The 12,692-nt window shown below is 66.6% G+C and carries 16 protein-coding genes; 6 read left to right on the forward strand and 10 right to left on the reverse strand.

Annotated elements, in window-relative coordinates; genetic code table 11:
* Positions 1 to 50: 50 nt before the first annotated feature.
* The 7 genes from AC3WJI_RS09260 to AC3WJI_RS09290 all read right to left on the reverse strand — a co-directional run bounded on the left by AC3WJI_RS09260 (position 51) and on the right by AC3WJI_RS09290 (position 6,941).
* Positions 51 to 1,466 (reverse strand): UDP-N-acetylmuramoyl-L-alanyl-D-glutamate--2,6-diaminopimelate ligase, encoded by a 1,416-nt coding sequence (locus AC3WJI_RS09260; RefSeq protein WP_492756970.1) that lies wholly within the window; start codon positions 1,464 to 1,466, stop codon positions 51 to 53.
* On the reverse strand, positions 1,463 to 3,172 hold the full coding sequence (locus AC3WJI_RS09265) for a peptidoglycan D,D-transpeptidase FtsI family protein (RefSeq protein ID WP_492756971.1): 1,710 nt from the start codon (positions 3,170 to 3,172) through the stop codon (positions 1,463 to 1,465). Before AC3WJI_RS09265 ends, AC3WJI_RS09260 begins: the two co-directional genes overlap by 4 nt.
* Entirely contained in the window at positions 3,169 to 3,738 is a 570-nt protein-coding gene (locus AC3WJI_RS09270; RefSeq protein ID WP_492756972.1) for a hypothetical protein, read from the reverse strand. The genes AC3WJI_RS09265 and AC3WJI_RS09270 overlap by 4 nt, the downstream gene beginning before the upstream one ends.
* Complete coding sequence (gene rsmH, locus AC3WJI_RS09275) at positions 3,738 to 4,685, reverse strand: 16S rRNA (cytosine(1402)-N(4))-methyltransferase RsmH (protein ID WP_492756973.1); 948 nt, start codon at positions 4,683 to 4,685, stop codon at positions 3,738 to 3,740. The genes AC3WJI_RS09270 and rsmH overlap by 1 nt, the downstream gene beginning before the upstream one ends.
* On the reverse strand, positions 4,682 to 5,167 hold the full coding sequence (locus tag AC3WJI_RS09280; RefSeq protein ID WP_492756974.1) for a division/cell wall cluster transcriptional repressor MraZ: 486 nt from the start codon (positions 5,165 to 5,167) through the stop codon (positions 4,682 to 4,684). The genes rsmH and AC3WJI_RS09280 overlap by 4 nt, the downstream gene beginning before the upstream one ends.
* Before the next feature lie 434 nt (positions 5,168 to 5,601).
* Positions 5,602 to 5,865, reverse strand: a complete 264-nt coding sequence (locus tag AC3WJI_RS09285) for a hypothetical protein (RefSeq protein WP_492756975.1) — start codon at positions 5,863 to 5,865, stop codon at positions 5,602 to 5,604.
* 83 nt (positions 5,866 to 5,948) lie between these two features.
* The gene (locus AC3WJI_RS09290; RefSeq protein WP_492756976.1) at positions 5,949 to 6,941 is read right to left on the reverse strand and encodes a cysteine synthase A; all 993 of its coding nucleotides are present in this window, start codon (positions 6,939 to 6,941) and stop codon (positions 5,949 to 5,951) included.
* A gap of 312 nt (positions 6,942 to 7,253) precedes the next feature.
* On the opposite strand from AC3WJI_RS09290, the gene AC3WJI_RS09295 reads away from it, so the two are divergent.
* Entirely contained in the window at positions 7,254 to 7,721 is a 468-nt protein-coding gene (locus AC3WJI_RS09295) for a class I SAM-dependent methyltransferase (RefSeq protein ID WP_492756977.1), read from the forward strand.
* Here AC3WJI_RS09295 and AC3WJI_RS09300 read toward each other — a convergent pair.
* Positions 7,708 to 8,052, reverse strand: a complete 345-nt coding sequence (locus tag AC3WJI_RS09300; protein ID WP_492756978.1) for an Mpo1-like protein — start codon at positions 8,050 to 8,052, stop codon at positions 7,708 to 7,710. The genes AC3WJI_RS09295 and AC3WJI_RS09300 overlap by 14 nt on opposite strands.
* 69 nt (positions 8,053 to 8,121) lie before the next feature.
* On the opposite strand from AC3WJI_RS09300, the gene AC3WJI_RS09305 reads away from it, so the two are divergent.
* Genes AC3WJI_RS09305 through AC3WJI_RS09315 form a run of 3 tightly spaced genes read left to right on the forward strand, consistent with a single transcriptional unit; the run spans position 8,122 to position 9,268 of the window.
* Positions 8,122 to 8,388, forward strand: a complete 267-nt coding sequence (locus AC3WJI_RS09305; RefSeq protein ID WP_492756979.1) for a type II toxin-antitoxin system VapB family antitoxin — start codon at positions 8,122 to 8,124, stop codon at positions 8,386 to 8,388.
* Positions 8,385 to 8,774 carry a type II toxin-antitoxin system VapC family toxin gene (locus AC3WJI_RS09310; protein ID WP_492756980.1) on the forward strand — a complete coding sequence of 130 codons (390 nt, stop codon included), beginning with the start codon at positions 8,385 to 8,387 and terminating at the stop codon, positions 8,772 to 8,774. Before AC3WJI_RS09305 ends, AC3WJI_RS09310 begins: the two co-directional genes overlap by 4 nt.
* Complete coding sequence (locus tag AC3WJI_RS09315; RefSeq protein ID WP_492756981.1) at positions 8,771 to 9,268, forward strand: DNA-deoxyinosine glycosylase; 498 nt, start codon at positions 8,771 to 8,773, stop codon at positions 9,266 to 9,268. Before AC3WJI_RS09310 ends, AC3WJI_RS09315 begins: the two co-directional genes overlap by 4 nt.
* Before the next feature lie 121 nt (positions 9,269 to 9,389).
* Here the strand turns inward: AC3WJI_RS09315 and AC3WJI_RS09320 are convergent, their stop codons facing one another.
* On the reverse strand, positions 9,390 to 10,112 hold the full coding sequence (locus AC3WJI_RS09320; protein WP_492756982.1) for a copper homeostasis protein CutC: 723 nt from the start codon (positions 10,110 to 10,112) through the stop codon (positions 9,390 to 9,392).
* A 5-nt stretch (positions 10,113 to 10,117) separates the two neighbouring features.
* On the reverse strand, positions 10,118 to 10,597 hold the full coding sequence (locus tag AC3WJI_RS09325) for a hypothetical protein (protein ID WP_492756983.1): 480 nt from the start codon (positions 10,595 to 10,597) through the stop codon (positions 10,118 to 10,120).
* Between the two features lie 215 nt (positions 10,598 to 10,812).
* Between AC3WJI_RS09325 and AC3WJI_RS09330 the strand changes: the two genes are divergently transcribed.
* Entirely contained in the window at positions 10,813 to 12,102 is a 1,290-nt protein-coding gene (locus tag AC3WJI_RS09330; RefSeq protein ID WP_492756984.1) for a DNA polymerase Y family protein, read from the forward strand.
* A gap of 114 nt (positions 12,103 to 12,216) precedes the next feature.
* A complete protein-coding gene (locus AC3WJI_RS09335; protein ID WP_492756985.1) occupies positions 12,217 to 12,600 on the forward strand; it encodes a hypothetical protein in 384 nt (127 codons plus the stop codon).
* The last annotated feature ends 92 nt before the right edge of the window (positions 12,601 to 12,692 follow it).

Here is a 12,692-nt window from a genome sequence, read left to right on the forward strand (position 1 = left end):
CTCCCCTAGCCCCTCCCGCAAGCGGAAGGGGAATAGAAGAGCAGAATGAGTCACGCCGCGCATTCCCGCGCTACGCTGACATCGTCGAACGGCAGCACCAGGTCGCCGACGATCTGGCCCTGCTCGTGGCCCTTGCCGGCGATCAGAACGATATCCTCGGCGCCTGCCATGCCGATCGCCGCGGCAATGGCCTCGCGCCGCCCGCCGATCTCGGTCGCCTCGGGCGCGCCCTTCAGCACTTCGGCGCGGATCACCGCCGGATCTTCACCGCGCGGATTATCATCGGTGACGATCACTATGTCGGCACCCGCCGCGGCCGCCTGCCCCATCGGCTCGCGCTTGCCGGTGTCGCGGTCGCCGCCCGCGCCGAACACCAGGATCAGCCGGCCGCTGGTGTGCGGCTTGAGCGCCGCAATCGCCGCCTCGAGCGCGTCGGGGGTATGCGCATAATCGACATAGACCGGGGCGCCGCTGCGCGCGATCACCGCGCGCTCGAGCCGTCCGCGCACCGGCTGGAGCCGCGCGAGATTGGCGAGCGTCGTCGCGACATCGCCCCCGGTCGCGATCACCAGCCCCGCCGCGGTCAGCGCGTTCGCCGCCTGGTACGCGCCGATCAGCGGCAAATTGACCTGGTGCGTCTTGCCGTCGGCCTCGATCGTCAGCCCCTGCCCCAACAAGGTCGGATCGCGCCCGACCAGCTTGAGCGTCTCGCCATGCTCGCCGACCGTGATCAGCCTGTTGCCGCGCATCCGCGCGAGTTCCTCGACCCGCATCGCATGCGGATCGTCGGCCCAGACCACCGCCACGCCGTCCATGTCGAGCACATCGGCGAACAGCCGCAGCTTGGCGTGGAAATAAGCCGCCATGTCGCCGTGATAATCGAGATGGTCGCGGCTCAGATTGGTGAACGCCGCGGCGCGCACCGGCAGCCCCTCGGTGCGATATTGCGACAGACCATGCGACGATGCCTCGAACGCGACATGGCTGACGCCCTCGCGCGCCAGCCCCGCGACATTGGCGAGGAACGTCACCACGTCGGGCGTGGTCAGCCCGGTCGAGACGGTGTCGTCGGAGGTGGTCACGCCCAGCGTCCCGATCGACGCCGCGTGGTGCCCGGCCATCCGCCAGAGCTGGCGGGTCATCTCGACGGTCGAGGTCTTGCCGTTGGTTCCGGTCACGGCAATCGCGGTCTCGGGGAACGGCGCGAAGAACTTCGCCGCCAGTCGTGCAAAGCGCTCGCGCGGATTGACGTCGGCGATGTGGACTGCGCCTTCGACCACGACGCCGCGCCGCGCGACGATCGCGATCGCACCCGCCTCGATCGCGGCGGGGATGAAGTCCTCGCCATTGACCCGCGCGCCTTCGAACGCGCCGAAAATGGTGCCGGGAGCGACCTTGCGGTGGTCGATCGCGAACCCGGTGACTGCGGCGCTTTCGTCTCCGCCGGTCAGTGCACTCAGTTTCATTCGGCGCTCTGCTTGGGTTCGGGCGCCGTCCAGATCAGCGGCAGCAATTCGCGCTCGTCAATGTCGCGGCCGGCGTCGGGCTTGACGCCGAGCAAGGTGCCGGTGCGGCTGACGACACGCGAGACGACCGGCGCGGCGGTCCAGGCGGCGGTGGTGCGGTAGACCCCGATCGCGGGGTTGGCCTTGGGTGAGTCGAGCATGGCGACCATCACATAGCGCGGTGCATCGATCGGGAAAGCCGCCGCGAAGGTCGAGACGTTGCGATGCTTGTCATAACCGCCGCCCGACGCCGCTTCGGCGGTGCCGGTCTTGCCGGCGATGCGGAAGCCCGGCGCCTCGCCCTTGCGGCCGGTGCCCTTGAGCACGATCAGCCGGAGCAGCTGGCGCATCCGCGCACTGGTCGATTCCTTGAGCGCGCGCTCGCCGGCAGGCGCCTTGTTCGGATCGACCTTCAGCAGCGTCACCGGGCGCAGGATGCCGCCATTGACCAGAGTCGCATAGGCATTGGCGAGGTGGAGCGGCGTCACTGCGATGCCGTGGCCGTAAGCCGTGGTCATCACCGTGATCCGGCCCCAATAGCTCGGCCAGAGCGGCTTGGCGCCGCCAACCTCGATCCCCGGGCGACGATCGAAGCCGAGCCGGCGGAACATGTCCTGCAGCTTGGCCTGGCCGAGTTCGTCGGCGATCCGCGCAGTGGCGATGTTCGACGAATAGATCAGGGTCTCGGGGATATTGAGCCAGCGAAACTGCTCGTCGCCCGGATCGTCATGAATCATGAACCGGCCGACTTGGAGCGGCCGCGTCGCATCGAAGCGCCGCGCCATGTTGGTGATCGTGCCCGAATCGATCGCCGCGGCGACGGCGAGCGGCTTGAAGGTTGAGCCGAGCTCGTAGACGCTCTGCGTGACGTTATTGGGCGGCGCCGAGCCCTGCAGCGCGTTGGGATTGAAGCTAGGCAGTGAGGTCATCGCCAGCACTTCGCCGGTGTGCACGTCGAGGATCACCCCCGCGGCGCCGCGCGCCTGGAGGTCGGTCATCGCGCGGCCGAGCTCGTTCTCGAGCGCCGCCTGGACGCGCGCGTCGATCGACAGCGCCACGGGCGCGCCGCGCTTGGCGGGGTCGGTCAGCTGGCGGTCGAGCACCTTCTCCATTCCCGAGACGCCGGCTCCTGCCGCATCCAGGAAGCCGAGGATGTGCGCCGCCATCATCGATTGCGGATAGAGCCGGTCGGGCTCGCGCTGGAATTCCATGCCCGGCTCGCCGAGCGCGTTCACCGCAGTGACCAATTCGGGCATCGCGCGGCGCTTGAGATAGGCGAAGCTGCTGCCCGAATTGAGCAACGCATAATAGGCGCCGGCGCTCTTATCGGGGATCAGTTCGGCAAGCTTCTGCGCGAGCGCGGCCTTGTCGCCAATGACTTGGTTTGGGTGGACGGCGATCGACCAGGCATCGATGCTACGGGCGAGCGGCGCGCCGTTGCGATCGACGATGTCGCCGCGCGGCGGGATCAGCGAGGCTGCAATGTCGCGGGCGGTGGCAGGCTCGGCCCAGAGCGCAAGCAGCGCAAGCTTGCCGATCACCACCAGCATGCCGGCGCCGAACAACAAGGACAGGATCATCAGCCGCACCTGGGCGACGGCGACGAGCGCCTGACGGGCACCGCCCGTACGACCCTGTCGGGCCGGCGGGGCGACGACGACGATCAACGCAGCGCCAATTTCTCGCGCTTCGCCAGCTTCTGCAGATCTTCCATGGTCGACGCGCTCAATACGCCATTGTCCGCCGAGGCGATCGCCTGGCGGTCAGCCTTCTTCATCAGCTTGCGAAGCTCCCCATCCTGCTGCGCCACGCTTTTCGCGGGCATAGCGGCCTGCGCAGTCGCCTGCACCGGATTGGCGGCGGGTACCACAATTTGTGACGCGGCCTGCATCGCGGGTGCGCCAGTCGGGACCACCAATGCGGCGACCTGAACGTCGGCAGGCGCCTGGCCGAGGCTGGCCAGCGCGGTCTCGCTCGCGAGATACTGTTGCGCGACCGGGGCGGCGAGCGCCAGCACGTCACCGTTCCAGCGCTCGAGCTGGGCCAGGTTGGCGCGCGTGTTGAACTCGGTCTCGAGCCCGCGAATGTCGCGCTGCGCCTGGACGATAGCCAGCTTGGTCGCGTTGAGCTTCGCCTGTTCGGCGGCGCCGTGCGAATTGACGAGGTAGCATGCCGGCGCCACGACAACGCCGCACAGGAACCATCCCAGTCCCTTGAAGCCCTGCACTGCCATCAGTTCACTCCCTCACTGCCCCAGGGCGCCGCAGCCGTCCGACGCGCCACGCGCAGCGTCGCAGACCGGGCGCGCGGGTTACGCGCTACTTCGTCCTCGCCGGGCCGCACGGCCTTGGCGGGGGTCTCGAAACTCGGCGCGGCCCGGGGGCCGGCCATCGGACGATGCCGCGAGCCGGCGGGCTCGCTGCCGCTCCGCTCGCGCAGGAACCGCTTGACCATGCGATCCTCGAGCGAATGGAACGTGACCACCGCCAACCGCCCTCCCGGCTTGAGCACGCGCTCGGCCGCAGCCAGCCCTTCCGCGAGTTCGTCGAGCTCGCGGTTGAGGTGAATGCGGATCGCCTGAAAGGTCCGGGTGGCCGGGTCCTTCTTGTCGTAGTGTTTATGGTTTAAGGATTTCCTTACCACGTTGGCGAGTTCGGAAGTCCGCTTAAGGGGTCGTGCGGAGACGATCGCGCGCGCGACTCGCCGCGACTTGGGCTCCTCGCCATAATTAAATAAAACGTTAGCGATTTCTTCTTCGTCGGCCGTGTTGAGCCACTCTTCTGCGGTCAGGCCTTCCTGGCTCATCCGCATGTCGAGCGGCCCGTCGCTCTGGAAGCTGAACCCGCGCTCGGCCTGGTCGAGCTGCATCGACGAGACGCCGATATCCATCGTCACGCCGTCGACCGGCACCAGCCCGCGGCGCGTCAATTCGCCTTCCATCTGGCTGAACGGCGCCTCGATCAGCACCAGCCGACCGCCCGCTTTGGCGACAAGGGTTTGGCCGCCTTCGATCGCATGGGGGTCGCGATCGAAAGCGGCCACCTCGGCACCCCGCTCGAGGATGGCGTCGGTATAGCCGCCCGCACCGAACGTCGCGTCGACATGGCGCTCGCCGGGCACGATGGCGAGGCCGTCGACCACTTCGTCGAGCAGCACCGGGATGTGGGGCGCGTCGCTCACAGCTTCACCCCCTTGGACTGGCACAGATACTCGCAGATCTCGCGGAGGCCGGAATCGGCATTCTCGTCGGCGAGCAAAACTTCGGGCGCCCACACATCGAAGGTCTCGCCCGAGCCGTTGAAGAACGCCCACTTCCCGATCTTCGCCTTCATCCGAAAGAAGGGCGGAATCACGAAGCGGCCGCTATCGTCGAACGGCGCCTTCTCGACCTGGCCGAAGGCGCGGCGCTTGGCGCGCGTGTCGACCTCGGTGCCGCGCTCCTCGGCGAGCGCTTCCTTGCGGTCGAGCCGGTCGTATTTCTCCTTCGACCAGCTGAGGTCGTGCGCGGAGAGGCAGGCATCCTCGGGGTGAAGGCCGACGACGATCTGGCGGATGTCGGAATTGCGCTCGGCGGCGGCGCGCAGGTCGGCGGGAATAGCGACGCGACCCTTCAGGTCGACCGCCTGGAGCGCAAATCCCTCGAAGAGCTCCCTGTCCGCCACGCCCAAACACCCCTTTTGGGCACGCCTTCCCCGCCTCCGGAATCGCGGTTCGCTGCCGCCTCCCGGTTGATGCTCTCACGGTGAAAGGGTGTACCCCTGCGATCCTTTGATCACAAAGCCCGCCGGGACACAACGGAAAATATGGGGATCAGACGGGATTTTGCCCCACTTAGCCCCTCAAAATTGGCTTGTTTATATTACGGGCGCAATATGTTCTCATCCTGTTTCTGGATGCAAAAGGGCAACCGCAGTCGCTGGCTGGATTTCGGACCAAGTTGGAGAAGGAGCCGCGCGAGTGAGTCGCAGCGAAACGACTCAGATGAAGGAAATCGACGCCGTCAGCGCTCCTGCGAAAGCAGGAGCCCAGGGCCGCAAGCGCGTCCTTCGTAACTCTGGGCTCCTGCTTTCGCAGGAGCACATTACGTCACATCAGGTTACTGCTCGCTCTTGGGCTCCGCAGGCGCGTCGGTCGACGATGTGCTGGGTGCGACGCCGAGCTCGGCGAGCGGCTCGTCCTTGCCCTTTACCATGGCGGTGTTGCCGGGCTCGCCGGTGATGTTGGCGACGACCATCGCATTGGGGGCGCCGACCGCCGAAACGGGTTCGTCGCGATTGGCCGAGGAGAAGATCGCGCTGGCCAATCCGATCAGCACGAGCACCATCGCCAGCCCGGTCATCCCCACCCGGACACGCTGCATCGCCTGTTGTGAGTCTCGCGATCCCGACTTCATGGCTGTGGTATAAATGTAACGCCTCGCACTCGGTTTGTCGAGGCGGAGCGTCAGGCTGTCTCTAGGCTCCCGGCCACGGGCAGCCCCTTGGCGCGCAGCCATTCGGGATTGTAGAGCGTCGAGAGGTAGCGGAAGCCGGTGTCGCACAGGATCGTCACGATCCTTTTGCCCGGCCCCAATTGCCTGCCTAGCCGGACGGCGCCGGCGACGTTGATTCCCGAGGAGAGCCCCAGGCACAGCCCTTCCTCGTCGAGCAGCCGGCGGACCCATTCGAGCCCTTCTTCGTCCGAGATGCGGAACTGGGTGTCGATCGCGGCACCTTCGAGGTTGCCGGTGATCCGCCCCTGCCCGATCCCTTCGGCGACCGACGAGCCTTCGGAGCGCAGCTCGCCGCACGCATAGAATTCGTACAGCGAGGCGCCGTGCGGGTCGCTCAGCGCGATGCACACCTTCTCGTCCTTCGCCTTGAGCCCAAGGCTGACCCCCGCGATCGTCCCGCCGGTTCCCGCCGCGCAGGTGAAGCCGTCGATCCGGCCATCCATCTGGCTCCAGATCTCCTCGGCCGTGCCGACGATGTGAGCGCGGCGATTGGCGATATTGTCGAACTGGTTGGCCCAGATCGCATTGGGCGTCTCCTCCGCGATCCGGCGCGAGGTGTGGACGAAATGGCCGGGGTTCGAATAGGGCGCCGCCGGCACCAGGACAAGCTCGGCGCCGAGCGCGCGCAGCGTGTCCATCTTCTCGCGGCTCTGCGTCTCGGGCATGACGATGATCGTCTTGTAGCCCTTGGCATTGGCGACCAGCGCCAGGCCGATCCCAGTATTGCCCGCAGTGCCCTCGACGATCGTCCCGCCCGGCTGGATCAGCCCGCGCTCCTCGGCGTCCGCCACGATGAACAACGCCGCCCGGTCCTTCACCGATGCGCCGGGATTGGCGAATTCGCACTTGCCGAAGATGTCGCAGCCGCTCGCGTCGCTCGGCCCCTTGAGCCGCACCAGCGGAGTGTTGCCGATGAGGCCCAGGGTGTCGGATGTCACATGCATGGCGGCTAGATAGGGATGCCGGGCCGCACTCGGCAAGCAAGGCTTGGTAGGCCGTGCCCAACCCCTATTTTCCGGGCGGAGGGGAACTACGAAAATACTATGCCTGGGCCGGCCTTCCAATCTCGAATTCCTATGTGCGACTCGCTTATTTGCACCGGGACGACACGCCGGAGCCACCATGAAGCCGCACGAAGATCCCGACGCCCGCCCGCTTCTCAACGACAGGACGCGTGTACGCCGCGGAGGCCGCCTCTCGCTCACTGCATTCTGGGCCGCCGTCGAGGGCAAACCTGCCGCGCCGGAAAAGCGCCGATGATACGCGCGCATTTCTCCCTGTCGGCGCTCATGCGCGCGCCGAAGGACGGCCACACGCCGCACCCGCGCCACGGGCCCAGCCTGGCGTTGATCGAGCACTCGCTTGCCGAATTTCGCTTCGCCGGCCATCGCGCAGTGCGCATCCTCGACTTGGGCTGCGGCACCGGCGACCGGCTGATCCATACCGCCGCGTTCGCGCGCAGCCTCGGCTTCGTTTCAGTCGAAGGGCGCGGCACCGACCTCTCCGCGCTGCGTATCCGTCAGGCTCGCGCACACGCCCGCGCCGAGCCGCATCCGAGCACGAGCCTGCGCTTCGACATGGTCGAGCCGATCGCTGCGCTGGCCGCCGAGCAGGACGGCGCCGCCGATTTCATCCTGCTGTCCCAGCCCATGCCTTATCCGGCGAGCGCGCTCGGCCAGGCGCTTGATCGCGTCGCGGCCGGGCCGATCCTCACTGCGTCCTGACCGGTGTCGCCACACCTGCGCGTTCGAGATGCGGGTCGAGCCGCCCGCTCAGCCACAGGAAGAACATGCGATAGTCCGAGAAGAGCGACCAGAGCGGATAGGTGAAGGTCGCCGGCCGGTTCTTCTCCACGCCGAAATGCGCGCCCCAGGCGAAGCCGTAGCCGGCCAGCGGCACCAGCAGCCACCACCAACCGCCCTGCATCAGCGCGATTACGAGGAAGACGAAGGTCAGCGCAGTGCCGATATAATGCAGTCGCCGTGTCTCAGGCCTGGCATGCTCGCGCAGATAATAGGGCCAGAAATCGCCATAGCGGATGATCGTGCGCGCCATGGCAGGATGCTACGCTTCTTTCGCCGCCGCGCAAGCCATGGTAGAATGCCCCGAGACGGAGGTAGAACGATGGGCGTGCAGCTGAACATCAAGGACGCAGAAACCGTCCGTCTCGCGCGGCAGCTAGCCGATGTGACTGGCCAGCCCGTCACCCAGGCGATCCGTTCGGCGCTCGAACGCGAGTTGCAGCGGCGCGAAGAGGAATTCGCTGCATTCTCCGCCAAAGTGAAGGAAATCAGCCGGGAATTCGTCGCGTCGATTCCGCCGGAGATGCGCGGTAAATCCTCGAAGGAATGGATAGACGACCTTTATGATGAGGACGGCCTGCCCAAGTGATCGTGGATAGCTCGGCGATTTTGGCGATCATGCTCGAAGAGCCAGAACGCGACGTCATCCTACGCCGGATATGGGAAGAGCGTGAGCGCAAGATGTCCGCCGGAACCTGGATGGAGCTGGCAACAGTCATCGTGAGGAGATACCCTGAAAAGGCCCGTCTCATAGAAACGCTGCTTCGAAGCATAAGGCTCGAAATCGTCGATGTGACGTTCGACCAGGCTCGGCTTGGTCGCGATGCCTATCGCTTATATGGGCGGGGAACCGGCCATCGCGCCTATCTGAACTTCGGCGATTGCTTCGCTTACGCGCTCGCCAAGGCGACCGGCGAGCCCCTGCTCTTCAAGGGTGACGACTTCATCCATACCGACGTCACGCCCGCCGCGTGAGCGAGCGCAAGCGCAGCTTCCCGCCGGTCGTTGACGCGCGCGTTCGCCTGCTCGTGCTGGGCTCGCTGCCCGGCGAGCGCTCGCTGGCCGAGCAGCGCTATTATGCGCATCCGCAGAACCAGTTCTGGCGACTGATCTCCCCGGCAGCCGGCCGCGATCTCGCCGCCCTGCCCTACGAGCAGCGGCTGGAGGCGCTTCTCGCAGCGCATATCGGTTTGTGGGATGTCGTTGCCAGCGCCCGTCGCACCGGCAGCACCGACGCGGCGATGCGCGATATCGAAGGGCATGATGTCGCTGCGCTCGCCGCCAAGCTGCCCGATCTGCGCGCGATCGCCTTCAACGGTGGGACGGCATCGCGCCACGGCGTCAAGCAATTGGGCGCGGCGGCGGTACGATACGAGATCGTCGCGCTTCCTTCGAGCAGCCCGCTTCATACGATTGGCCTCGACGCCAAGCTTCCGGCGTGGCGCTCGCTGGCGCAGCACCTGGGGTGAGCCGATAACAACTGTTCCCCGGCGAAGGCCGGGGCCCAGTCCTCAAATAATCACGCGCGGTAGCGCGTCTCTGCGCGCACGCTGAGTCTGGGCCCCGGCCTTCGCGGGGGAACACTTAACGTCACGCCTCGGTAATCGCCGCGCGCATCGCCGCGACAATCTCCGCATCAGTCTCCCGCCGGGCTTCGGTCGCGAAGCCGAGCCGGCGCGTCGCGACGTCGGGTTCGACGCCCTTCCGGCTCGCCGAGCCGTGCACTTCGCGCACGCCCGTCTCGGCGATCAATTGCGCGACATTCTGCGGATTGACTCCGGAGCCGGCGATGATCGACAGCCGCTCCCCCGCCGCTTTCACCATTGCCGCTAAGGTCGCGGCGCCTTCGATCGCCGTGAGGGCACCGCCCGAGCTCAATATCTTGTCATAGCCGAGCGCCACCGCCTCGCCCACTGCGGCGACCGGATCGGGCACCAGATCGATCGCGCGGTGGAGCACGATGCAGACGTCACGCGTCGCATCGCGGAAACGCGCCAGGCGCTCGCGGTCGAGGAGCCCGTCCGCGCCCAGCGCGCCGACCACCACGCCCGCCGCGCCATGCGCCACCGCGAAACGGATTTCCTCAAGCATCAGCGCGGTTTCGTCCGCGTCCACGACGAAGCCACCGGCGCTCGGGCGGATCATCATGTGCACCGGGCATCCGCTCCGCACCGCCGCGTCGAGCAACGCGGCCGAAGGCGTGAGTCCGCCCAGCTCGAGTGCCGAGCACAATTCGATGCGGTCCGCGCCACCGGCGACTGCGGCGGCGAGCCCCGCCGGATTGTCGACGCAGATTTCAAGCTTGATTGGCATCGCCGTCACTGCGCCGCCGCCGCATTGCCCGGCGAGGCTTCCCCAGCCGGGCGCGCCGGGGGCGCCGACGGCCCGGCGCAGCCACGTAACGTCCGTGCGCCAATGCGCGCCTCGATGGTCAGCGGCAGTTCCGCCCTATCCGCCATGCACTCCTCGCGGGTCAGCGTGATCGTCACCGGCTTGGCGTCGGGAGTCCGGGTCGCGAAAACCGCCCGCCCTTCGTCGAGCTTCGGACTCACCGGATAGAAGTCGATCGGAGGCGCGTCCGGCGCCTCGGTGAAAAGGATCCTCCCCGGCGCGAGCTGGAGCGACCAGCCCTGCCCCTTCCCTGCCGTGCGGATCGGCTTGTCGAGGTCGACGTTCCCGAGCATCGGGCCGTGCATTGGGGTCGGCGTCGGGACCGGCGCGGTCCGGTTCGCGCCCTCGTCGCCTCCGCCGCACCCAGCGAGAGTCAAGGCCAGGCCTGTCATCAGCAAGAGTCGCATATATTTCTCCATCTTCCCGTCCTGCGAAGCGGGGCGGCATGGGTCAAGTGCGTTTCCTACGCCGCTTCGTTCTGCTATTGTTCCGGATGATGAGTCACGCCGTCTCCGCCTTGACCGCTGATGCCGCACCGCGCCGCGCAACAATCGATCGCGTGAAGGAAACTTCTGTTCACGATTCGCGTGAAAAATGCGAAGTTAAGCCCGGCATTCCCAACATGCTGACTTTTCCGCCACGACCGCTGCGCTGGCTGTTCCTCGACCTCAACAGCTATTTCGCCAGCGTCGAGCAGCAGCTCGATCCGGCATTGCGCGGCAAGCCGTTGATCGTCGCCCCGGTCGATGCCGACACTACCGTCGCGATCGCCGCCTCGGTCGAGGCCAAGCGCTACGGCATCGCGACCGGCACGCCGGTCTGGGAGGCCAAGCGCAAATGCCGCGACATCCTCATCGCGCCCGCGCGCCATGAAAAATACGTTGAATTTCACGAGGCGGTCGTCGCCGAGATCTGGAGGCATATCCCGGTCACGCACGTCTGCAGCATCGACGAAGTGGCCTGCCGCCTGCTCGACAACGAGAATTCGCGCGAGGCGGCGGTCGCGCTGGCGAAGCGGATCAAGGCGGGCATCCGCGCCAATGTCGGCGAGTGCCTAACCAGCTCGATCGGGATCGCGCCAAACCGGCTGCTCGCCAAGCTCGCCTCCGACCTGCAGAAGCCCGACGGTCTAGTGGTATTTACCGCCGACCAGCTGCCTCATGGCCTTTACGATCTCAAGCTGCGCGAGATCGCCGGGATCGGGGCCAAGATGGAGCGGCGCCTTGCGCAGGATGGCATCCTCGACATCCGCCAGCTCTGCGAGCGCCGGCCGCGCGACGCTGGCACGGCGTGGGGCGGCACCAACGGCGATCGGCTCTGGTACCTGCTCCACGGCATCGAACTGCCCGAAAAGCCGACGCAGAGCCGCACGATCGGTCACAGCCATGTCCTTTCGCCCAGCAAGCGCGGGCTCGAGCCGACGCGCCTCACAGCGCGCCGCCTCGCGCTCAAGGCGGCGAGCCGGTTGCGGCGCAAGGGCTATCGCAGCCGGCTGCTCGTGCTCCATGGCAAGTTCGAGGATGACAAGTCGAACTGGCGCGCATCGATCAAGCTGCCGAACACGCAGGACAGCTTCGTTATCCTCTCGGCGCTCGACACGCTGTTCCCGCGGCTCGCCGAGGCCGGGCGCCAGCGCAGCGGCGGCTTCCGCCTGCGCATGGTCGGCGTGACGCTGTGCGAGATCGAGGCGGTAGAAGGCGAGCAGGGCTCGCTGTTCGCCGCGCTCGACCCCGACGATCCGCTGGCCCGCGAGACGCGAACCTTGTCGCTCAGTCGCGCGATGGATAGGATCAACGAGAAGTTCGGACGCCATGCCGTCAGCGTCGGACCCTTGAACGGCGGGCGCGTCGATGCGGTGGGGACCAAGATCGCCTTCGGGAGAATCCCGGACTTGGATGAATTCCACGAATAGAGTTCACATGGGAGACACAATCGGCGTGTTACGTTGCGTTGCAGCACAATAATGTGACCTTGTATCACGAATCGCTTGACGATTCTTGCCACCTGTTCGAAAGCACGACCCGCTATGAAGAACCCCTCCCTTATCGCCGCCGCCGCCGTAGCGCTCCTGTCGCTCGCCGCATGTGAGAACAAGCCCGAGGAAGTGACGAGCACCGCGCCGGATCCGATGGCGTCGCAGCTCGCCAACGCCGCACCGGTCGAGCTTCCGCCCGCAATTGCCGAAAGCGTCACGCTGCGCTGCGGCGACAACAGCCTGGTCTATGTCGATTTCTTCCAGGGCAACAAGCAGGTCCAGCTCAAGACCGCGAAGGGCGGCCCTGCCACGATGCTCAAGGCGCCCGAGGCCGGCCAGCCATTCGAGGCCGCCGGCGGCTACAAGCTCACCGGCACGTCGAAGAACGTCACCGTCACGGTTCCCGGCAAGCCGGAGCGCAATTGCCACGCCTGAGACAGGGTACATCGCTAGTTTTCGAGGGCCGGCGGGGCTTCCCCGCCGGCCCTTTTTCATGCCAGCTTGGGCATCGCGACGGGAGGGACTCG

The sequence above is a fragment of the Sphingomonas sp. FW306-1B-B10E genome, assembly GCF_058782005.1.